Source organism: Actinomyces sp. oral taxon 180 str. F0310 (assembly GCF_000185285.1).
Classification (GTDB): Bacteria; Actinomycetota; Actinomycetes; order Actinomycetales; family Actinomycetaceae; genus Pauljensenia.
Genome location: NZ_GL622194.1, coordinates 1,367,728 through 1,386,464, shown reverse-complemented (window position 1 = coordinate 1,386,464; position 18,737 = coordinate 1,367,728). Strand labels below are relative to the sequence as shown.

General features: G+C 64.3%; 21 protein-coding genes, 2 tRNA genes and 1 other RNA gene. 11 read left to right on the top strand and 13 right to left on the bottom strand.

Annotated elements, in window-relative coordinates; all coding sequences use genetic code 11:
- Positions 1-155: 155 nt before the first annotated feature.
- The 5 genes from HMPREF9006_RS05875 to HMPREF9006_RS05855 are packed head-to-tail and all read right to left on the bottom strand — an operon-like array spanning position 156 to position 3,679.
- A complete protein-coding gene (locus HMPREF9006_RS05875) occupies positions 156-1,055 on the bottom strand; it encodes an ABC transporter substrate-binding protein (RefSeq protein ID WP_009212654.1) in 900 nt (299 codons plus the stop codon).
- Complete coding sequence (locus HMPREF9006_RS05870) at positions 1,052-1,747, bottom strand: ABC transporter permease (RefSeq protein WP_009212653.1); 696 nt, start codon at positions 1,745-1,747, stop codon at positions 1,052-1,054. The genes HMPREF9006_RS05875 and HMPREF9006_RS05870 overlap by 4 nt, the downstream gene beginning before the upstream one ends.
- Positions 1,744-2,382: an ABC transporter permease gene (locus HMPREF9006_RS05865; RefSeq protein ID WP_009212652.1), complete on the bottom strand. Its 639-nt coding sequence runs from the start codon at positions 2,380-2,382 to the stop codon at positions 1,744-1,746. The genes HMPREF9006_RS05870 and HMPREF9006_RS05865 overlap by 4 nt, the downstream gene beginning before the upstream one ends.
- Positions 2,379-3,212 carry an ABC transporter ATP-binding protein gene (locus HMPREF9006_RS05860; protein WP_009212651.1) on the bottom strand — a complete coding sequence of 278 codons (834 nt, stop codon included), beginning with the start codon at positions 3,210-3,212 and terminating at the stop codon, positions 2,379-2,381. Before HMPREF9006_RS05860 ends, HMPREF9006_RS05865 begins: the two co-directional genes overlap by 4 nt.
- Positions 3,209-3,679 carry a MarR family winged helix-turn-helix transcriptional regulator gene (locus HMPREF9006_RS05855; protein WP_009212650.1) on the bottom strand — a complete coding sequence of 157 codons (471 nt, stop codon included), beginning with the start codon at positions 3,677-3,679 and terminating at the stop codon, positions 3,209-3,211. The genes HMPREF9006_RS05860 and HMPREF9006_RS05855 overlap by 4 nt, the downstream gene beginning before the upstream one ends.
- A gap of 281 nt (positions 3,680-3,960) precedes the next feature.
- Here HMPREF9006_RS05855 and HMPREF9006_RS05850 point away from each other — a divergent pair, with 281 nt between their 5' ends.
- Both HMPREF9006_RS05850 and HMPREF9006_RS05845 read left to right on the top strand, forming a co-directional pair.
- Positions 3,961-4,665 carry an ion transporter gene (locus tag HMPREF9006_RS05850; RefSeq protein WP_034232177.1) on the top strand — a complete coding sequence of 235 codons (705 nt, stop codon included), beginning with the start codon at positions 3,961-3,963 and terminating at the stop codon, positions 4,663-4,665.
- A gap of 146 nt (positions 4,666-4,811) precedes the next feature.
- The gene (locus HMPREF9006_RS05845) at positions 4,812-5,243 is read left to right on the top strand and encodes a DUF1304 domain-containing protein (protein WP_009212647.1); all 432 of its coding nucleotides are present in this window, start codon (positions 4,812-4,814) and stop codon (positions 5,241-5,243) included.
- A 156-nt stretch (positions 5,244-5,399) separates the two neighbouring features.
- On the opposite strand, the gene HMPREF9006_RS10330 is transcribed toward HMPREF9006_RS05845, so the two are convergent.
- The 4 genes from HMPREF9006_RS10330 to HMPREF9006_RS05835 form a co-directional block, all read right to left on the bottom strand.
- The gene (locus HMPREF9006_RS10330) at positions 5,400-6,359 is read right to left on the bottom strand and encodes an RES family NAD+ phosphorylase (protein WP_009212646.1); all 960 of its coding nucleotides are present in this window, start codon (positions 6,357-6,359) and stop codon (positions 5,400-5,402) included.
- 190 nt (positions 6,360-6,549) lie between these two features.
- Positions 6,550-7,488: a sce7725 family protein gene (locus tag HMPREF9006_RS10595; RefSeq protein WP_009212645.1), complete on the bottom strand. Its 939-nt coding sequence runs from the start codon at positions 7,486-7,488 to the stop codon at positions 6,550-6,552.
- A 4-nt stretch (positions 7,489-7,492) separates the two neighbouring features.
- Positions 7,493-8,368: a sce7726 family protein gene (locus HMPREF9006_RS10590; protein ID WP_009212644.1), complete on the bottom strand. Its 876-nt coding sequence runs from the start codon at positions 8,366-8,368 to the stop codon at positions 7,493-7,495.
- A gap of 174 nt (positions 8,369-8,542) precedes the next feature.
- Complete coding sequence (locus HMPREF9006_RS05835) at positions 8,543-9,916, bottom strand: uracil-xanthine permease family protein (protein WP_009212643.1); 1,374 nt, start codon at positions 9,914-9,916, stop codon at positions 8,543-8,545.
- A 159-nt stretch (positions 9,917-10,075) separates the two neighbouring features.
- On the opposite strand from HMPREF9006_RS05835, the gene HMPREF9006_RS05830 reads away from it, so the two are divergent.
- A complete protein-coding gene (locus HMPREF9006_RS05830; RefSeq protein ID WP_034231221.1) occupies positions 10,076-10,540 on the top strand; it encodes a hypothetical protein in 465 nt (154 codons plus the stop codon).
- A gap of 133 nt (positions 10,541-10,673) precedes the next feature.
- Positions 10,674-10,761, top strand: a tRNA-Ser gene (locus HMPREF9006_RS05825).
- Positions 10,762-10,866: 105 nt separating this feature from the next.
- Here the strand turns inward: HMPREF9006_RS05825 and HMPREF9006_RS05820 are convergent.
- Positions 10,867-11,430: a YbaK/EbsC family protein gene (locus tag HMPREF9006_RS05820; RefSeq protein WP_009212641.1), complete on the bottom strand. Its 564-nt coding sequence runs from the start codon at positions 11,428-11,430 to the stop codon at positions 10,867-10,869.
- 203 nt (positions 11,431-11,633) lie between these two features.
- Here HMPREF9006_RS05820 and ffs point away from each other — a divergent pair.
- An RNA gene (gene ffs, locus HMPREF9006_RS10325) (signal recognition particle sRNA small type) lies at positions 11,634-11,729 on the top strand.
- 118 nt (positions 11,730-11,847) lie between these two features.
- Positions 11,848-11,920: transfer RNA gene (locus HMPREF9006_RS05815), tRNA-Arg, on the top strand.
- Positions 11,921-12,466: 546 nt separating this feature from the next.
- Here the strand turns inward: HMPREF9006_RS05815 and gluQRS are convergent.
- The gene (gluQRS, locus tag HMPREF9006_RS05810; RefSeq protein ID WP_009212640.1) at positions 12,467-13,390 is read right to left on the bottom strand and encodes a tRNA glutamyl-Q(34) synthetase GluQRS; all 924 of its coding nucleotides are present in this window, start codon (positions 13,388-13,390) and stop codon (positions 12,467-12,469) included.
- Positions 13,391-13,451: 61 nt separating this feature from the next.
- Here gluQRS and HMPREF9006_RS05805 point away from each other — a divergent pair, with 61 nt between their 5' ends.
- The 5 genes from HMPREF9006_RS05805 (at position 13,452) to HMPREF9006_RS05785 (ending at position 17,215) form a co-directional block, all read left to right on the top strand.
- Positions 13,452-13,919: a CrcB family protein gene (locus HMPREF9006_RS05805; protein WP_009212639.1), complete on the top strand. Its 468-nt coding sequence runs from the start codon at positions 13,452-13,454 to the stop codon at positions 13,917-13,919.
- Positions 13,916-14,287, top strand: coding sequence for a fluoride efflux transporter FluC (locus HMPREF9006_RS05800; RefSeq protein ID WP_009212638.1), 372 nt, complete (start codon positions 13,916-13,918; stop codon positions 14,285-14,287). The genes HMPREF9006_RS05805 and HMPREF9006_RS05800 overlap by 4 nt, the downstream gene beginning before the upstream one ends.
- A gap of 289 nt (positions 14,288-14,576) precedes the next feature.
- Positions 14,577-15,581 carry a methionine ABC transporter ATP-binding protein gene (locus HMPREF9006_RS05795; protein WP_009212637.1) on the top strand — a complete coding sequence of 335 codons (1,005 nt, stop codon included), beginning with the start codon at positions 14,577-14,579 and terminating at the stop codon, positions 15,579-15,581.
- Positions 15,578-16,321, top strand: coding sequence for a methionine ABC transporter permease (locus HMPREF9006_RS05790; protein ID WP_009212636.1), 744 nt, complete (start codon positions 15,578-15,580; stop codon positions 16,319-16,321). Before HMPREF9006_RS05795 ends, HMPREF9006_RS05790 begins: the two co-directional genes overlap by 4 nt.
- A 66-nt stretch (positions 16,322-16,387) precedes the next feature.
- On the top strand, positions 16,388-17,215 hold the full coding sequence (locus HMPREF9006_RS05785) for a MetQ/NlpA family ABC transporter substrate-binding protein (protein WP_009212635.1): 828 nt from the start codon (positions 16,388-16,390) through the stop codon (positions 17,213-17,215).
- A 68-nt stretch (positions 17,216-17,283) separates the two neighbouring features.
- Here the strand turns inward: HMPREF9006_RS05785 and HMPREF9006_RS05780 are convergent, their stop codons facing one another.
- A complete protein-coding gene (locus tag HMPREF9006_RS05780; protein ID WP_009212634.1) occupies positions 17,284-17,838 on the bottom strand; it encodes a YagU family protein in 555 nt (184 codons plus the stop codon).
- A 212-nt stretch (positions 17,839-18,050) separates the two neighbouring features.
- Positions 18,051-18,689 carry a uracil phosphoribosyltransferase gene (gene upp / locus HMPREF9006_RS05775; protein WP_009212633.1) on the bottom strand — a complete coding sequence of 213 codons (639 nt, stop codon included), beginning with the start codon at positions 18,687-18,689 and terminating at the stop codon, positions 18,051-18,053.
- Between the last annotated feature and the right edge of the window lie 48 nt (positions 18,690-18,737).

Genomic DNA, 18,737 nt, shown 5'->3' with positions numbered 1-18,737 from the left:
CATTTTGGTTACAAATGTAAAATGTAGGTCAAATGATGGTGTGTGTCACACAAAGTGGGTGGCTTGTGTGTCCGCCTCGAGACGCGGCGAAGCCGCCGGCGGGCGCGGGCGAGGCCAGCGGCCCTGCGCGCACCCGCCGAGGCGTCCAGGCGTCGTCAGGACGCGAATCCCTCCGAAGTCAGCCAATCCCGAGCGATCTGCGAGGCGGACTTCTGCTCCTGGGTCGAGGCCCTGTTCATCTCGATGAGATCCGACGCGTCCAATGCCGCGCTCACGGAGTTCAGCACGGAAGCGGCCTCGGCGCTCACTCGCGAGGACGCCAGAGGGACGACGTGTGAGGAGAGGAACAGCCCGGCCGGATCGGCCAGGACCGTCAGGTCCCCGTTCGCGAGCGAAGGATCCGAGGAATAGATGTTGGCCAGCTGGATCGTTCCGTCGGTCAGGGCCTTCACGGTCAGGGGGCCGCCGGAATCCTCAATCGGGGTGAAGGAGACCGTCACCCCGTAGGTCTGTTGGAGCCCGGTCGGGCCGTAGGGGCGCGTCTGCAGCTCCGAGTTGCCGCCCAGGACCAGGGGAGTGACGCCCGCGAGGTCGCCGATCGAGGCCACGGAGTGCTCGGAGGCGAAGGCGGTGGTCACCACGTAGGAATCCTGGTCGGTGGCCGCGGCCTGATCCAGGGCGCGCAGCCCGGAGGGGAGCGCGGCGGACAGGTCTCGGTACACGTCCTCGGAGGTCCTCGCCTGCGCGTCGGGCTGCAGGTACTGCAGCAGGTTGCCCGTGTACTCGGGGAACACGTCGATCGATCCGGCCGACAGCTCGGGCATGTAGACCTCGCGCTGGCCGATCCGCAGCTGGCGTTCGACCGTGAATCCGGCGCCCTCGAGCGCCTGGGCGTAGACCTCGGCCAGGATCTCGTTCGAGTAGTAGTCCTGCGATCCCACCACGATCGTGGTCGAGTCTGGGCTCCCTCCCTCCAGCGTGTTGGACGAGCCGCAGGCGGCTAACGCCAGTGCGGCGGCGCCGACGGCGGCCATCGTCATCATTGAGCGTTTCATTGGGACTCCTTTGGTGAGTGTTCCCCCGATTCGGGGAGAGAATGGGTGCGCGCCCGCAGCGCGCGGGTCAGGGTCGCCAGCGCCGCGTCGACCGCCAGAGCGAGCGCAACCACGACGATCGCGCCGCCGATCATCTGCGCGTAGTCGCGAGTCTTGAGGCCCGCGTAGAGGAAGCGCCCGAGCCCGTAGTCGGCCGTGTAGGCGGCGAGGGTGGCCGTCGCGATGACCTGCAGGGTCGCCGAGCGCACGCCGGCTGCCACGAGTCCGGCCGCGTGAGGGGCCTCGACACGCGTGAGGACCTGCGCCTCGGTCAATCCGATCGCGCGGGCCGCATCCACGGTTGCGCGCGGCGTCGAGGCGATGCCCGAGTAGGTGGCCGACAGCAGGGGAGGAATCGCCAGGACCAGGAGGGCGAGCGTGGGAGCGGCCAGCCCGATCCCCAGCCACAGGCCGACGAGGGTCAGTACGCCCAGGGTGGGAACCGCTCGCGCACCGCCCGCTGCGCTCACCAGCCACCGTCCTCGTCCCATGTGTCCGATCCACGTGCCTGCGGGGATCGCGACTAGTGCCGCGAGCGCCACGACGAGGGCGGTCAGGCCCAGGTGCTCCAGCGTGCGCGCGCCGATGCCCGCGGGACCCCACCAATTCGACGGGGTCGCCAGCCACGCGAGCGCGGTCATCAGGATGGTCATGCTCGGCCCCTTCCTACCCACGGGGTGAGAAGCCAGCCGATGCCTGCGATCGCCGCGTCGACGGCGAGCGCCAGGAGAACCGTCGCGGCCAGGCCGGCCACGACCTCGGCGACGATCCCCCGCTGAAACCCGTCCGTGAAGAGGGTGCCGAGCGACCGCACCCCGATGAATGCGCCCACCGTGACCAGCGAGACGGTCGATGTTGCCACGACGCGCGTTCCGGCCGCGATCACCGGTGTCGCGAGCGGGAGCTCAACCTCGGCGAAGCGCCGAAGGGCCGAGTAGCCGCACGCGCTCGCCGCCCTCAGGGTCGCGCGCGGGATCGCCCGGAACCCCTCCGACGCATGGCGCACGAGGACGGCGACCCCGTAGAGGGTCAGCACCACGATCATGTTCACGGGGGAACGCATGGCCGATCCGATGAGAACGGGGACGACCACCAGGAGCGGCAGCGACGGAATCGCGTAGAGCGCAGACAGGGCGGAGAGCACCCAGCCGCCTCGGCGCGAGAACGCCGCCCAGCGCGCGATGGGCACCGAGATGAGGACGGACAGGGCGACGGCTGGCAGGGCGATCCACAGGTGCGTGGCCGCGAGCTCGCCGATGAGGCCCCAGTTGGAACTCAGCCAGGTCACGACGCCGTCCCCTCGCCCCCGGAGCCGGGCGTCAGCGTCCCCACGGGGGTGCCTTCCTCGTCGACCAGGAGAGAACCCGAACCCGCCAGGCGAACGGGCCTGGCAGCGCGGGAAGCCCCGACGAAGTCCGCGACGAACTCCGAGGCGGGGGACGAGAGGAGGTCCGAGGGTGCCCCCACCTGTTCGATGCGCCCGCCGCGCGAAAGGACGGCCACCTGGTCGCCCAGGGTGAAGGCCTCGTCCACGTCGTGGGTGACGAAGAGGATCGTCGCCCCCAGCGCCGCCTGGATCTCCTTCAGCTCGCGCTGAAGGTCGGCTCGGACCAGCGGATCCAGCGCCCCGAAAGGCTCATCCATCAGCAGTATGTCAGCTCGGTTGGCGAGCGCCCTGGCCACGCCCACGCGCTGGCGCTGGCCGCCCGAGAGCTGGGCGGGGTAGCGCCTCGCCAGGTCCGGCTCCAGTCCGACGAGGTCCAGGAGCTCGCGGGCGCGCTCGCGGGCCTCGCGCGCGGGTGTGCCCTCCAGGCGGGGCACGGTCGCCATGTTGTCGGCGACCGTGCGGTGTGGGAAGAGGCCTCCCTCCTGCAGGACATAGCCGATAGAGCGGCGCAGGTGCACGGGATTCTCGCCGGCGACGTCGCGGCCGCGCACGAAGACCGTTCCCGAGGTCGGGGTGACCATCGCGTTGACCATCCGCATGAGCGTCGTCTTGCCGCAGCCGGAGGTGCCCAGAAAGACGGTCGTCGAGCCGCGTTCGACGGTGAGGGAAAAGTCCTCGACGGCGCGCGTGCCGCCCGGGTAGGTTTTGGAGACGTGGTCGAAGCGGATCATGCGTGAACCCCCTCGCTGGCCGAGGCGTAACGCCACACGGGGTCCCCCGACTGGCCGACGCTGGGCAGCATGAGTGCCAGCTGTTCTCGCTGGGGTGCGGAGAGCGCGGAGAAGGCGGTCTTCTGCGCGGCCTCGACGATCTGCGCGGCCGCCTCGAGGTGGGCCAGGCCCACGTCGGTGACCGTCAGGATCGTCGCTCGCCGGTCGTGCGTGCACCGGGTGCGGGTGAGCAGGCCGTCGCGGTGCAGGCGGTCCACGAGGCGCGACGCGGCGCCCAGCGTGATTCCCTGGCTGGAGGCCACCTCTTGAATCCGGCACGCGGGGGTGTCTCTGACCGTGCGTAGAACGAGAAACCTGCCCAGGGTCAGTGGGTTTCCCGCCCGGCTCAGGGCAGTCTCGACCGAGTTCCAGGCGCGTACTTCCGCGCGGATCAGAGCCGTAAAGAGCGAGGATGCTGACGTTGCCATGCGGATAGTGTCACACGACAATAGTTTCCATGTGAAGGGGATGTGAGGTGTCCCTCGCTGGGCTTCTTGACAACGGTGCGTCGCTGCTCGTGTCGTCCCGAGTGTTCGGGAGTAGTGTCAGGAGCACGCATGTCAAGACCATCGAGAGGAGCTGTTGTGCTCACTGTTGGAACGATCACGGCCCTCCTGGCGGCGGCCCTCCACGCCTCTGTCCTCCTTGATGCCTCCGCGCGCGTGCGCGCCCCGGGGCAGCGAGTGCGCATCGAGGAGGGGTGACGCGCGTGCGTGAACGTCTCTACTCCCTGGTGAACGGCGAGGAGGGGGAGGCGATGTGGTGCGGTCGCGTGATGACCGTGCTCATCGTGGCCAGCCTCGTTCCCCTGTGCTTCAAGGACAGCAATGCCGCGCTCGAGGCGGTCGAGTATGCGTGCGTCGTCGTGTTCATCCTCGATTACCTCGCCCGATGGGTGACGGCCGACCTCAAGCTGGGCAAGGGGGCACTGTCCTTCGTCATCTACCCCTTCACGCCCATGGCCATCATCGACCTCCTGTCGATACTGCCCGTTTTCCTCGCCCTCAACGACGCGTTCCGTACGCTGCGGGTGCTCCGCCTGTTCCGGGCGGCGCGGGCATTCAAGCTCATTCGCTACTCCAGGAGCGCCTCTGCCATCTCCGCCGTTTTCGAAAAGCAGCGGCAGGCCCTGCTCGCCGTCCTCTGTTTCGCCATCGCCTACATCCTCGTGAGCGCCCTCGTCGTCTTCAACGTCGAGCCGGACACCTTTCACACGTTCTTCGATGCGGTGTACTGGGCGGTCGTCTCCCTCACGACGGTCGGCTACGGCGACCTGTATCCCTCGACCGATGTCGGGCGCGCCATCGCCATGATCTCCTCGCTCATGGGCGTCGCGGTCGTCGCCCTGCCCTCGGGCATCATTACGGCAGGCATGCTCGATGAACTGCGCGGCGGCGAAAGTGAGGATGACTGATTGTGCGGGTTTCCCGTGTCCTTGCGGCGCCTGTGAGGCAAAACTCGTTCAGTCTTTGACGATCGTGCCGCAGCGTCCATGTTGGTCTGCGCCTATCGAGAGTAGGTTGGAATGCATTCAGTCGACTGTTTGCGAAAGATAACCCTGTGCTGATCCTCGGAATGATCGCAGCCCTCCTGGCCGCCGTCCTCCACGTCTTCATCTTCTACATCGAGTCCTTCGCGTGGACGACGCGCGCCCTGTCCGTCTTCGGCATGGACCGTGAGTCCGCCGAGGCCACCAAGGAAATGGCCTACAATCAGGGCTTCTACAACTTCTTCCTCGCCATTGAGGCATGTGCGGGTATCGCCGTCTACTTCCTGGCATCGCCGACTGTCGGCCTGGCCCTCGCTCTCTTTGGTACCGGCTCCATGCTCGCTGCCGCCCTCCTGCTCTTCGTCACGTGCCCCGACAAGCGCTCCGCCGCTATCAAGCAGGGCGCTCTTCCCCTCATCGCTGTCGCTGCTCTGGGAGTCAGCGCCCTCCTCTCACAACTCGCACGTAGTTCTCATCCGGTCACTTTGTGGGTGAGCCTATAATCCCTGGAATTCCAGGCATTGTGTTGATGAGATGTGTCAGGTGCCCGGGAATGACGTGCGGAATTCAGAGAGATAAACGAGGTCGGGACCTGACCCACCCCTCACCGTGCGATGAGCGAGTGGCCGGGCCCCGGCCTCGTCTATGAATGTGTTAGATTAAGCGCCAGTAGGTGTCACGCGTGCACTCAGGGCGGAAATGCGAGCAAGATATGTCGGTTCGGTGACCTCGGAAAACTCAGTTGGCTCAAATAGGCAAAGATTGAAGCCACTCGGGCAGAGAGTGCTATCATAGATCAATCCATGAACACCTTTAATTTTGAAATATTCACAGAATATCTGAGTGTGAATGTACCCGACTGGGTCATGGGAAGCAACAGGGCGGGCGAGAATTTCACTAATGTACTTAAAAACGGCAATCTTTTGAAGGTGTAGTTGAATAAAATGACGGTCCGGATAATATTCAAAATCGACAAAACTCAAAATCTTGGATGTTCGAAGATCGAGCATTAATGGATCGTTGCAAAGAGATACGTGTGCAATTGTGAAAAGATCCGCCGGTGTGGCGCGAACTTCTAAGGCGGCAGTTTCTTCGTTGCTGGCGAGATATAAAAATGAAAAGCCTGGGGGGTTGATACGCCCCCCTTTGCATAAATGACTCGGTGCTTCGCGCATTTGGGAGGCTGGAAATGGGATTGGATTACCGTACTTGTCCTGTTCTGAGCCGATCCGTGCGCGATATAGGTGCAAATCATGATTCATCAACTCTGGAATGATACTTGCGGGCGTAGCGGCTCCAATTAGCGAGTCCAGCATTTCGAAGATGAAGCCGAAATGATCATGTTTGTTGAAGAAATATCTCCGCCTACTCTTGAGTTCCTCGTGAAACTCGTCGATCCTATTCCTGTAGTTGACATCGTGCTTAAGTTGGAAATTTTGATGTGAGTCGAGCCCAAAAATGGATTGAATGATTTCCTTCTTGTCGTCCGGATTGTGGATATGAGACAAGAAATGAAAATCCCTACTCAAGCAATCTTGAAGCCTCTCACCTTGGGGTTCAAAGTCGTAGAATTCGAGAAAGGTGTCGGCTATTGACGAAATGATGTCGGCGTTGAGCACGATACCATCGCTGCCGGAATCTCGTGGGCATGGCGAAGGGATGAGAGGTTCGGAATCAAAAAATTCCGAAAATACATACCTAGCTTGGTCAATTGGTATTCCAAGACAATTAGAGCAAATGTGTTGGAGCATGGTTAGTGCCTTTAGAATGTTGCTTTCGTAATGTTAGGAATAGCTGTTCGAGCTTGGTCTAAGATGAAGTGTGCGCACTGGCCATTACGCAAAGATGGTGCCACATGGATAGCTTTTTAAGCATCCCAAGTCCTGGGTAGTGATTTGTTGAAAAATAATTGAGTAAGTGATTTAGTGCAGCTGTGCTTGGGAGGGGATGTGGGGTGGTTGAAAAGTAGTCATTGTGGAGCTTAGCAAGCGCTTCGTAGGTCTTTCCGCCGGGATCGTATGGTGAGTCATTACTGTCGGAGACATAGTGTCGTATCCATACGGCGTTGTCATCGTCTTTGTTAAGGTAGGTGAGATGTATGGCGACCGCATATGCAGGTCCGCCGCCCTCCCGGAATTGCTCACCTATCGTGAGATAGTCACCGAAGTGATCGTATCCAAGTGTTGCGTGACTAAAATGCAGATCCGAAAAAAACTCAAGCGGTGGATAGTCTCGATTGCGCATTTGTTGGAAGCCGTCTTCAATTATGACGCTATTGGCATTAAATTTGTGCCGGTATCGAGTTCCGGGATTCGTGAGAAAGATGTTGTATTTTGGTTGTATGGTTCGGGTATTCAGTTCTTGCTCTAGGAATGCGTGATCTTGATAGCCATTATGGATCAGTGCGAAGTGTCTATTTTGTGTATTATTGAAGAAATCGATGATGGCTGTGTTAGTGGTGTCAAAGTCGAGCTTAAAGCCGATGACTGTGTTGCTACCTGCGGGTATTTCATTTAGATACTCTAAGAGTACCGAGTAGTCCTCTGCATGATCTCCGGCAGAAGGGTTCGCTATGACGATATGTTCACTGCTAGCTTCGTTGAGTGCTTCAACGGTTCTTTTTAGTTGTTTGATATCTCTTCGCACTGGCGCAATTACTGGAATTTGGCGCTCACTTGCAAAAAATTCTGCTTGTTCACGTAGGAGGATTAGCTCAAACTGTTTTCCGCGAAAGTAAGGGAAATACATGGTGTTACAGACCTTCCTTGCTCTGAGTGGGTGTTGTTCCAAGTCGTTGTAATATCATTGTGAGTTCATCTGCTTTTTGCAAATGCGACACGGCAAATGATCTGAGTGGTCGAGGCACGCGGGTGATATTAGCTTGCGTTACTCTCGGCTTGCGGCTGATTTTCACTGTCGAAATAAAGGCTCGTGAACAGATTTGTGCCCCAAGTCCTTTGAATGTTTCATCGAGGGCGCGCCGAATAAGCATGTTCGGGACATTTGGTGCGGGGATGTCGAGATGTTCAAGTGCAGCGCAAGCTTCTGGGATTGTCATTGTGCGAGAAATTGCGATGGGGTCGATCAAATCCCAGTCAGTGGTTGCTTCGCGGACAGTCTGGAGTGTGTAGTCGCGTGACAGTGTTATGATGCCAACGTGCTCGGGTAGATCGCGTTCTAGACCTTGTGCTTTAGAGGCTGACGTTACAACGTATGTTCGTTCAAACACCTTTGCATAGTTCTTAATTTGCGATGCTAGACGCCTGAGTGTATCTCGTTCTGACTTGATTTCGTAGACAGTTGAAGTGCCGTTGAGTACAACGAGGTCTGCGAGTGATGATCCGACGCGGAACTCCTGAATTGGTGTTGCGGTGTTTATCGAGTGCCTGCCTATAACAACCTTATCTATGATCGCGTTTCTGTAAACGTAATCAGTTCTATTACCTTCGCGACGTAATATACTGTAGGTCTTATTGATTGTTTCGGAAAGAGTGCTGCTGGTAGATAGGTCTAGTTCGACTCGTAGTGCTTCGATCAGCTTTTCGTGAGGGGCTGGTGTGTCGTTATATAAGACCGACTTAAGTGTTGAAGGAGCAAAGAGCGCGGCCGCCATGTTTGCGACGTTCATGGGCCTTTCTCCTCTCCCAGGGTAACTAGGACAAGATTAGCAACCTATGAAATAGTTTGTGGTCGCACGCGCGGCGAGGGTCGCGTCGTTTGAAACGAAGCCGGGGCCCGACCCACCCCTCACCGTGCGGTTAGCGAGTGGCCGGGCCCCGGCCTCGTCAGTGAATGCGTCGGATCAGGCGTCGGCCTGCGTCGCCGGAGCGCGATGACGCGTCGAGTACGCCTCGCCCTCCAGCTCCGAACCCGACGGCGCGGACGCGGGCGACGCCGCCTCCAGGTTCGTGCCGCGCAGCTTCGAGATCAGGCGCATCCCGTGGTAGATGAGCAGCGCCGCCGCGGTGCCCAGCGCGATCCCGCCGAAGGTCATGTCGCCGATGACCCACGTGAAGTTCGCGATCGCGACGATGAGGGCGACCGCGGCGGTGTTCAGGTTCACCGGGTTGGAGAAGTCCACGCGGTTCTGCACCCAGATGCGCACGCCCAGCATGCCGATCATGCCGTACAGGACCGTGCCCGCGCCGCCGAGGACGGCGTGGGGGATCGCCTCGATGAGGGCACCGAACTTTGGCAGCATCGACAGGGTGAACGCGACGCACGCCGCGACCACGTAGGCCGCCGTCGAGTAGACGCGGGTCGCCGCCATGACGCCGATGTTCTCGGCGTAGGTCGTCGTGCCCGAGCCGCCGCCGCTGCCGGCCAGCATCGTGGACAGGCCATCCGCCATGAGCGCGCGGCCGGTGACGTCGTCCAGGTTCTCGCCTGTCATGGCGGACACGGACTTCACGTGGCCGACGTTCTCGGCGACCAGAACGAACACGACCGGCAGGAACAGGCCGAGGGTTGAGATGGAGAAGGCGGGGGCGTGGAACTCGGGGAAGCCAAACCAGGCGGCCTTGCCGACGCCGGAGAAGTCGACCTCGCCCTGGATGACCGCGGCCACGTAGCCGATCAGCACGCCGATGAGGATCGAGAGGCGGCCGAGAATGCCCTTGAAGAGGACCGTCACCAGGCAGATCGACACGATCGTCACGACGGCCGTGATCGGCCCCTCCTTGACCCAGTTCCACGCGTCAGGGGCCAGGTTCAGGCCGATGAGCGCGACGATTGCGCCGGTCACGACCGGAGGCATCGCCGCGTCAATCCAGCGCACGCCCGCGAAGTGGACGATCAGGCCGACGAGCGTCAGCGTTGCGCCCGTGGCGATGATGCCGCCGAGCGCGTAGGAGGATCCCAGAGTGGCCGACACCGCGGTGATCGGCGCGATCAGCGCGAACGAGGAACCCAGGTACGAGGGCAGGCGGCCTGCCGTGATCAGGAAGAACAGCAGGGTGCCGATCGCGGTGAAAAAAAGCGTTGTTGACGGGGGAAAACCTGTCAACAACGGAACGAGGAAGGTCGCGCCACACATCGCGACCACGTGTTGGGCGCCAATGCCGATGGTGCGCGGCCACGAGAGCCTCTCGCCGGGTAGGACGACGTCGCCGGGATTAATGGATGTGCCGTTGCCGTGAAGCTTCCAACGGAACAGCGAGGTCTTCGTTTCGCTCATAAGCGTCAAAATCCGATCAGTTGATGGGCGTGATTGGCCGTACCGGTCGGAACAACAGGGTAGCGCGTCCGGGCGTGGGAGCGGCGTCTTCGCCACGCGAAAAACGCACTTACGCACAAAGTGTGGTGGATGCCCCTTTCGCTGTGGGATAGTTGGGGCATGAGTGTGCCCGCGCCAAACCTCGCCCCCGCGCCCAGCGGCGCCCCGTCGGGCAGCCCGGCGGCCTACCCCGCCGCCCCCGGCTTCGTGGATCCGGGCGACCCATACTCCGGCGTCGCCGGTGACCGCTTCGGGTACGCGCCCGTTGCTCCCTCCGCCTCACCCAACGCCGAGAGGGCCTTCTTTCCGGGAACCGAATACGTCGACGTGGGTGCCATCTTCTCCGGGGGCCGCTACAACTCTCCCGATCCGATCACCAATCCGATCGCGAAGGTGGCGCTGTGGCTCGCCGTCGCCGGCGTGTTCCTCATTCCCATCCCGGTCAGCGTTGTCCTGGCGATCATCGGCCTCGTGCGCGCCCAGGACCTTCCGGATCGGATTGGCACCCACGAGGCGGTCGCGGCCCTGATCTTTGATGGGATACTCGTCGCCGTCGTGGGGATCATCTACGCCCTCGGCCTGTGAGCGTCGGCGGGCAGGTGCACGGTGTGTCGCCGTCGTGGGGATCATCTACGCCCTCGGCCTGTGACCTGCCCCATTGGGTTGGATTGGCGCGCGGGACGCGTCGTCGCTTATGATTGACGGGCACAGTGTGCACGGAGGATTCGCCTAGTGGCCTATGGCGCACGCTTGGAAAGCGTGTTGGGTGCAAGCCCTCGGGGGTTCGAATCCCCCATCCTCCGCCACGTCACCCCGGGACCGCCTCAGGTTCCGGGGTTTTCTTTGTGTTTGCAGGGAAAAGTCGGCTCGGTCTCGTGGCGAGCTGGCGCAATCCGCGCCTCGTTCGCGGCCTAGACCCCGAGGCCCTCGATGATCTCCGCGCCCGGAAGAGACGCCAGGACCTCGCCCGTCACGAAGAGCTTGGAGCGGCGTAGGCCGGAGCCGATGCAGTTCCAACCCGAGGCGCACGCAGAGTCGATGAGAAGCCTCCACGAGGCGGGCACCCCGACCGGGGTGATGCCGCCGTACTCCATGCCCGAGGCCTCGACCGCGCGCTGCTGTGGCCAGAAGCTTGCCTTGCGAACGTCCAGAAGCTTCTTGACGACGTGGTTGACGTCGGCGTTGGTCGTCGCGCGCACGACGCACGCGGCGATCCTCTCCTCTCCCGAACGCTTGCCTGCGACCAGGATGCAGTTTGACGAGAGTGACAACTCCATGCCGAACGCCTTCGTCATCTCCTCTGTGTCCGCGAGGCTGGGATCGATGGCGGCAACCAGGGCGGACGAAACGGTTGCGACCCCCCGCTCGGCGAGGGCGGATAGCGCCTGTGCGACAGGGGGAGCGAGGAGTTCCGGGTGGTCCAGTGCTGGACGTGGCTCCAGCGAGCCGACGCCGGGGATGGTGAGAGTGCTCATCCTCTCAGGGTAGATGTCGTTCGGTGGGAGGGAGAGAGCTGGTCGATGGGTAGACGCGTGTAACGGATGCGGCGGCGTTGCCCGCGGGCGGCTGTAGCCGAGTGGAGCGTCCCACATGGTGGGGACCGACGTGCTGGCGTTGCCCGCGGGCGGCTGAGAGGCCTGGCCGCTGCGCGTGAGAGCGGGAAGCGTGTATGCTGGGTTTCGGTCCTCCGCGTGACGGTATCATCCGAACCTCCCCAGGGCAGGAATGCAGCAAGGATAAGGGTGCGCTGCCGGGTGCGCGGAGGATCTCCGTATATGCTTCTCGGTCCTGGTCGAGAGCGAGACGCACCCCTTCTAAGTGGTTCACGTCACGCCGTTTGATTTTGTGTCTCGTCGCAGAGCGTGTAAGCTTGTACCCAGCCAAACGGCGTTGCGCCCGTAGCTCAATGGATAGAGCATCTGATTACGGTTCAGAAGGTTGGGGGTTCGAGTCCCTTCGGGCGCGCAGCGGCCCCCCTCGGTGCGATCCACCGGTGGGGGTTCTGCATTTATGGACAGCACCCCTGCGGGGGTGCTTTTCCATTGCCCGCCCGGCGCTTGCCGTCGTGCCCCGCCTGCTCGGTCCTGCCGCGTTCGACGCCGGTGCGCTGTCACATTCCGGGCTGGTGGGCTGGCTGGCGAAGCGGGCTGGTTGATGCGAGCGACGCGGAAGTCATCCACGTAGGTGAAACCTGGGCCGCCCGTGCCTTCCGAAATTGCCCTTCAAGCGGCGTGTGCCCTGCAGCGGGTCTGGTTTGGGTTTCAGCGGGGGGCGCGGGCGTGAAACCGGAGGCGCCCGTGCCTGGGTTGTTGTGGGCGTGTGTGAAACCGGAAGCGCCCGTGCCTTCCGAAATTGCCCTTCAGGCGGCGTGTGCCCTGCAGCGGGGGTGGTCTAGGTTTCAGCGGGCGCGGGCGCACCGCAGCCAGGGTGGTCTGGGTTTCGCGGGCTTCACCAACCGCGCCTTCCGTCCGAGCCAACCGCGCCCCCCGGTCGCTCACGGCTCCACCCGGATCAGGCCTGCCGCCCGATGGGCGGAGTCACCACCCACGGGTCGGTGGGCAGGGCGCGCAGGCCCTCGATCCCCAGCGCCCGCGCGATGTCACTCGCGCACCGGGCGCCCGAGACGCCCAGAGACTCGCCGATGAAGGCGACGACATCCGAGGCGGACCACCCCAGGTCTCGCAGGTCGCGCAGAGTCACCGCCCCGTCACGCTTGGCCAGGCGAGCACCCGAGCGGGAGAGCGCGAGGGGAACATGGGCGTACGTCGGCACGGGGGCACCCAGCAGGTGGGCCAGCTGTGCCTGAGCCGGTGCCTGGGAGAGCAGGTCGCAGCCTCGCACAACCTGATCGACGCCCTGGAAGGCGTCGTCCACCACGGCCGCCAGGTTGTAGGCGGGAACCCCGTCGGCGCGGCGAACGACGAAGTGGTCGACCGGCCCCGTGTAGTCGCCGTAAAGCTCATCGGTGACGGTCCAGGTCGGGCAGGGGGCAGCCAGGCGCAGCGCGGGTGCGCGACCGAGGGCCGCCAACGCCTCGCGCCGGGCGCGGCGTTCCTCCTCGCTCAGGGACAGGCATGTCCCCGGGTAGTGGCCGGGCGGCACGTGGGGCGCCGAGGCCGCCTCGCGGATGTCGTGACGGGAGCAGTAGCACTCGAAGAGCAGGCCGCGCGCGGCCAGCTCCTCCAGGGCGGCCTCGTGAGCGTCGGCCCGCGTCGTCTGCACGAGCGGATCCCCGTCCCAGTCGATTCCGATGGCCTCCAGGTCGGCTATCTGCCGGTCGGCGGAACCCGCGCGCGCCCGATCAATGTCTTCGATGCGCAGGACGAAGCGCCGTCCGCTCACGCGCGCCCACGCCCAGGCCAGGATGGCGGTACGCAGATTGCCCAGGTGAAAATCGCCCGTCGGGGAGGGCGCGAAGCGTCCGGTATTCGTCATGCCTGCCAGTGTAGGAGCCCCGCATCCCAGAAGTCGCTCGCTCAGGGCGTACAGTGGCGCCATGAGACGCACACGGATACCCGACTCTGTCGTGGTCGGAGCGGGCGGGGTCGCGGGTAGCGCCGCCCGCGCCGCGTTGGACCAGGTCGCGGCCATGTACCCGGCGCGAGGCCTTTTTCTTCCGTGGTCGACGCTGGCGGTCAACGCGCTGGGCGCGTTCGGCCTGGGGCTGCTCGGCGCGTGGGTCGCGGGCAGGATCGCGAGCGGAGCGGGGGATCCGTCGTCGCTGCGCCGCCTCAGGCTCCTGGCCGGAACGGGCTTCGCCGGGGCGTTTACCACCTACGGAACCTACATCATCGCCTCGGTGGGCTACGCCTCTCTCAACGGAGTCGCCGAGGCCGTCGCACAGTCCCTGGGCCTGCTGGCCCTGGGCGGGGCGTGCGCGTGGGCGGGCACGGAGGCTGGGCAACGGCTGGGCGATACCGGGCGCGCGGCAGCTGCACGGAGGGCAGGGGGCGATCAAGCGTGAACGCCGCCGTGTACGCGGCCGTCGCCCTGGCGGGAGGCGCGGGGGCGTGCGCGAGGTTCTGGCTGGACCGCGCGACGCAGCGGGGCCTGTCGGCCTGGGGTGATCCGGCGGCAGGGCGCCTGGGAATACTGGTCGTCAACGTCCTGGGTTGCTTCCTCGCCGGGGTGGCCACCCAGGCGGTGCCCGCCGAGATAATGCCGATCGTGTCAACGGGGTTCCTGGGCGGCTTCACGACGTTCTCAACCGCCGTCGTGGACTCGGTCACCCTGTGGGCGGACGGCTTCCGGGGGCGTAGCCTGGCGCTCGCGTTCGGCACCTGGGCGGCATCGTGGGCGGCCGCCGTGGCGGGCATCGCCCTCGCCGGGTGAGCGGGGCCTCGGCCGTGCGTCGCGCGTGGGACTGCCTCGGTGAGCGGGGCCTCGCCCGGGGAACAGCTGGGCGAGCGCGGCGCTGGGGTGCGTGCGGCGCCTCGCCCGGGTTTCGATGGTGCGAGGGCGGTGTACCGACCCCGCGAATGCGCGGCGTTACGAGGTATGTGCACTGATCGGTGAGGGTTTAGCCACGATACGAAGTTTTGTAACGGCATGCATGGCGCTCGCGTATCCGCCCCCCATATGCTGAACGTGCGGGCCGACCGGCCCAGTAACGGAGAAGCATATGATTGACCTCACCGGGGTGTCCAAGGTCTACCCCGTGAAAAACGGCGGCCAGGTTGTCGCGCTCGATGGGGTGAACCTGCACGTCGAACGAGGATCCATCCATGGGATCGTCGGCAGGTCTGGCGCGGGTAAGTCCACGCTCATCAGGTGCCTGACCGCGCTGGAGAAGCCCACCGATGGCCACATCGTCGTCGACGGGCGCGACCTGAGCGCGCTGGCCGGTGCCGACCTGCGTGCCGCTCGGCGCCGCATTGGCATGGTCTTCCAGGCCGCGAACCTGCTCGACGCGCGCACCGCGGCAGAGAACATCGGCTACCCGCTCAAGCTTGCGGGCGTACCCAAGGTCAAGCGGAACCAGCGCGTCGATGAGCTCCTCGAGCTCGTCGGCCTTGAAGGGCGCGGAAACTCCTACCCCTCCCAGCTCTCCGGCGGCCAGCGACAGCGCGTCGGCATCGCCCGCGCCCTGGCCGACGAACCCGCCGTCCTCCTGTGCGACGAGCCGACGAGTGCACTCGACACCGAATCGACCGCGCAGATCCTCGCGCTGCTGCGCCGCGTGCGCGGCGTCGCCGGTGTCACGGTCGTCATCATCACCCACGAGATGGCCGTCGTTCGCGAGATCTGCGATTCGGTGACCCTCCTGGGCCACGGGCAGGTCCTGCAGACGGGGAGCCTCGAAGAGGTCGTGGCCGACCCCGCCACGCCGCTCGCCCGCGAGCTCGTGCCCATGCCCGTCGTCGACACCGCGGACGTCCCCGCCGATGCCGGCTCCGGCGTCGTCCTCCTCGACGTCGTGTTCACCTCGCACCCGGGCGTGCCCACGGGAGCCACCGTCCTGCACCTGGCCTCGTCGATGGGCGCTGACGTGACCGCCGGAACCTTCGAGTCCCTGGGCAGCGTGCAGGTGGGCCGCCTGGCCCTGACCGTCCCCGCGTACCACGCCGACAAGATCATCGAGCAGCTGCGCAAGAACAACGTCCACGCGGAAGTGAGGGACCAATGACCGCCGCACACAACGCCGCCGCGACCGCCGCCCACGCGCTGGCGCTCCTGCCCGCGGGCAAGGGAGACCCCACGTGGCTGGACAACCCCGCGCTGACGGACAAGTTCGGCCCCGCGATCCTCGAAACCCTCATGATGACGGGCCTGTCGACCCTCTTCGCGGTCGTCATCGGCACCCTCCTGGGCCTCGTCCTGGTCCAGACCGGCAAGGGTGGGCTCACCCCCAACAAGGCCGTCTACCAGGGCGTCTCCTTCGTCGTCAACATCGTGCGGTCGCTGCCCTTCATCATCGGCATCATCATGCTGATCCCCCTGACGAAGCTCATCGTGGGCAAATCCACCGGCTCCCTGGCGACCGTCGTGCCGCTCGTGATCCTCTCCGCGCCCTTCTTCGCGCGCCTCGTGGAGACGAACCTCCTGGCCGTCGATCCGGGCAAGATCGAGGCCGCGCAGATGATGGGCGCGTCCAACCGGCAGATCCGCTGGGGCGTCCTCATTCGCGAGGCCCTGCCCGCCCTCGTCCAGTCGATCACGACGCTGGCCATCACCCTGATCGGCTACTCCGCGATGGCGGGCGCAGTCGGCGGCGGCGGCCTGGGCCAGATGGCCATCAACTACGGCTACAACCGCTGGCAGGACGACGTCATGATCTCCACCGTCGTCGCCATCATCCTCATCGTGCAGGTCATCCAGCTGGTCGGCGACATCATCTCCCGCGCCCTGGATCACCGGGCGCGCTGACAGACCCGGTGAGGCCACCCCGGCCTCGACCATCCATCCCATCACGAACCAAGAAAGAGAAGCACCATGCGTCACCGCACTCTCGCAGCCTTCGGCCTGGCGGCCGTCGCCTCCCTGGGCCTGGCGGCCTGCTCGGGCGGCTCCACCACCACCTCCCCCGACGGTTCCGGCGTCGTCACGCTGAAGGTGGGCGCCACGCCCTCGCCCCACGCGAAGATCCTCACCTACGTCAACGATAACCTCGCTGCCGCCGAGGGAATCAAGCTCGACATCGTTGAGTACACCGACTACGTTCAGCCCAATACGGCGCTCAACGACGGCGATCTCGACGCCAACTTCTATCAGACAGTCCCCTACCTGGAGAACGCGGAGAAACAGTTCGGCTACGACTTCGAGGCTGGCGAGGGCATCCACCTGGAGCCCCTCGGCGTGTTCTCCAACAAGCACAAGTCCCTGGACGAGCTGTCCGACGGCGGCACGATCGGCATCATCTCCGACACATCCAACCAGGCGCGAGCCCTGGAGCTTCTGGCCACGCAGGGCCTCGTCTCCATCCCCGAGGGCGACGGTGACGTCAACATCAACACCGTCACCAAGCTGAAGAACTTTGACTTCCGCGAGGTGGAGGGTCCGCAGCTGGTGCGCTCCCTTGACGACTTCGACTACGCGGTCATCAACGGCAACTTCGCCCAGGAGGGCGGCAAGAGCATCGCCAGCGACGCCCTGGTTGTCGAGTCGCCCGAGGGCAACCCTGCCGTGAACGTCCTCGTGTGGAAGAGCGGGACCGACAAGTCCGAGGCCATCGCCAAGCTTGAGAAGATCCTCCACTCCGAGCAGGTCAAGAAGTACATCCAGGAGACCTGGTCCGACGGCTCCGTCATCCCGGCCTTCTGATCCGAAGACGCCGACACGTATGTGCCCCGGAACCGACTGGTTCCGGGGCACATACGTCAGCAGGGTGCTCAGTTGGTGCGAGTCTCGAGTGGGAACTCGGCGTCCGGCTCGTGGGTGATCCGGTTGCGCATGTCGCGTCGGAAGACCTCGATGACCCACAGCCAGATGATGTGGCCGAAAAACTCGGAGAAGTGCTCCGCGAAGGGCTGATTCCACGGGGCGGGGACGGTGCCCATCAGCGGCATGAGGACCACGTGGAAGGCCACGTAGACGACGATGCCGAAGGCCGCGCCCTGCCACAGCTTGATCTGGGGGAATCGCTCGGCCAGGACGCAGTAGATGACGGCGAAGCCGATGGCGAAGGCGAAGTGGACGATGAAGGACACCCACGGCAGGCCCTCGTTGCCGTTGAAGGAGTAGCTCAGGTGCGTGACGCTCTCGGGCACGCCCAGCTGCTGGAGGAGCTCCTGCGGCGGGTTGGTCGCGTTGCGCTCGGGGGTGCGCGGGGGCAGAGGCACCTCCCACCCGAACTTCACGATGGCGGAGACGATGCCACCGAGGACGCCTGCGAGTGCTGCAACGCCGTACCGGCGGCGCTTGGGATTGGTCTGGATCAGTGCCATGCGATAAGCATGAGGTGAGGGTCAGCTAATTTCGAGGGACTTACATTACAACGAGCGCAAGGTCACAGTGTTCCCGGACCTGCGCAAACGCCTCGCCGATGGGCGAGGACGCGCGGCCAATGGCCAGTTGGGAGGGGAAAAGTGTGGGGAGGGAACGAATCCCTCCCCACATCGTCGCGTTCTCGCGCGGCTCCCCGGCCCCTCCCGGAGCGTCAGTCGACGATCCCGTAGAGGCGGTCGCCTGCGTCGCCCAGGCCCGGCACGATGTAGGACTTCTCGTTCAGGCGCTCGTCGACGGCTGCGACGACGACGTTGACGTCGGCGCGGTCGCCGATCGCGGACTCAAGCGTGCTCACGCCCTCGGGGGCGGCGAGGATGCACACGCAGGTCACGTCCTTGGCCCCGCGCTCGAACAGGTAGTTGGTGGCCGCGACCATGGTGTGGCCGGTCGCGAGCATGGGATCGAGCACGAAGCACTGGCGTCCCGACAGGTCGTCGGGCAGGCGGTTGGCGTAGGTCTCGATCTCAAGGGTGTCCTCGTCGCGGCGCATGCCCAGGAAGCCGACCTCGGCGGTGGGCAGGAGACGGGTCATGCCCTCAAGCATGCCCAGGCCGGCGCGCAGGACGGGAACGACGATCGGACGAGGTTCGGAGAGCTTGAGGCCGACCGTCGGCGCGACGGGGGTGTTGATCGCGGTCTCGGTGACGGCGACTTCGCGGGTCGCCTCATAGGCGAGGAGGGTGACCAGCTCGTCAACCAGCTGACGGAAGGTCGCCGACGGCGTCTCGCGATCGCGCAGGACGGTGAGCTTGTGAGTGATCAGGGGGTGGTTAGCTACGTGGAGGCGCATGGTTATAGGCTACCGCGTTCGCGCGGGGCCGCGCACCCCGGTGTACCG

What these genes read in the sequence shown, in the direction of transcription:
- HMPREF9006_RS05860 (WP_009212651.1), bottom strand. Translation starts at nt 3,212, where the DNA reads ATGATCCGCTTCGACCACGTCTCCAAAACCTACCCGGGCGGCACGCGC.
- HMPREF9006_RS10595 (WP_009212645.1), bottom strand. Translation starts at nt 7,488, where the DNA reads ATGTATTTCCCTTACTTTCGCGGAAAACAGTTTGAGCTAATCCTCCTA.
- HMPREF9006_RS05785 (WP_009212635.1), top strand. Translation starts at nt 16,388, where the DNA reads ATGCGTCACCGCACTCTCGCAGCCTTCGGCCTGGCGGCCGTCGCCTCC.
- HMPREF9006_RS05870 (WP_009212653.1), bottom strand. Translation starts at nt 1,747, where the DNA reads ATGACCATCCTGATGACCGCGCTCGCGTGGCTGGCGACCCCGTCGAAT.
- HMPREF9006_RS05780 (WP_009212634.1), bottom strand. Translation starts at nt 17,838, where the DNA reads ATGGCACTGATCCAGACCAATCCCAAGCGCCGCCGGTACGGCGTTGCA.
- HMPREF9006_RS05820 (WP_009212641.1), bottom strand. Translation starts at nt 11,430, where the DNA reads ATGAGCACTCTCACCATCCCCGGCGTCGGCTCGCTGGAGCCACGTCCA.
- upp (WP_009212633.1), bottom strand. Translation starts at nt 18,689, where the DNA reads ATGCGCCTCCACGTAGCTAACCACCCCCTGATCACTCACAAGCTCACC.
- HMPREF9006_RS05855 (WP_009212650.1), bottom strand. Translation starts at nt 3,679, where the DNA reads ATGGCAACGTCAGCATCCTCGCTCTTTACGGCTCTGATCCGCGCGGAA.
- HMPREF9006_RS05805 (WP_009212639.1), top strand. Translation starts at nt 13,452, where the DNA reads ATGAGACGCACACGGATACCCGACTCTGTCGTGGTCGGAGCGGGCGGG.
- HMPREF9006_RS10590 (WP_009212644.1), bottom strand. Translation starts at nt 8,368, where the DNA reads ATGAACGTCGCAAACATGGCGGCCGCGCTCTTTGCTCCTTCAACACTT.
- HMPREF9006_RS05790 (WP_009212636.1), top strand. Translation starts at nt 15,578, where the DNA reads ATGACCGCCGCACACAACGCCGCCGCGACCGCCGCCCACGCGCTGGCG.
- HMPREF9006_RS05835 (WP_009212643.1), bottom strand. Translation starts at nt 9,916, where the DNA reads ATGAGCGAAACGAAGACCTCGCTGTTCCGTTGGAAGCTTCACGGCAAC.
- HMPREF9006_RS05875 (WP_009212654.1), bottom strand. Translation starts at nt 1,055, where the DNA reads ATGAAACGCTCAATGATGACGATGGCCGCCGTCGGCGCCGCCGCACTG.
- gluQRS (WP_009212640.1), bottom strand. Translation starts at nt 13,390, where the DNA reads ATGACGAATACCGGACGCTTCGCGCCCTCCCCGACGGGCGATTTTCAC.
- HMPREF9006_RS05830 (WP_034231221.1), top strand. Translation starts at nt 10,076, where the DNA reads ATGAGTGTGCCCGCGCCAAACCTCGCCCCCGCGCCCAGCGGCGCCCCG.
- HMPREF9006_RS05795 (WP_009212637.1), top strand. Translation starts at nt 14,577, where the DNA reads ATGATTGACCTCACCGGGGTGTCCAAGGTCTACCCCGTGAAAAACGGC.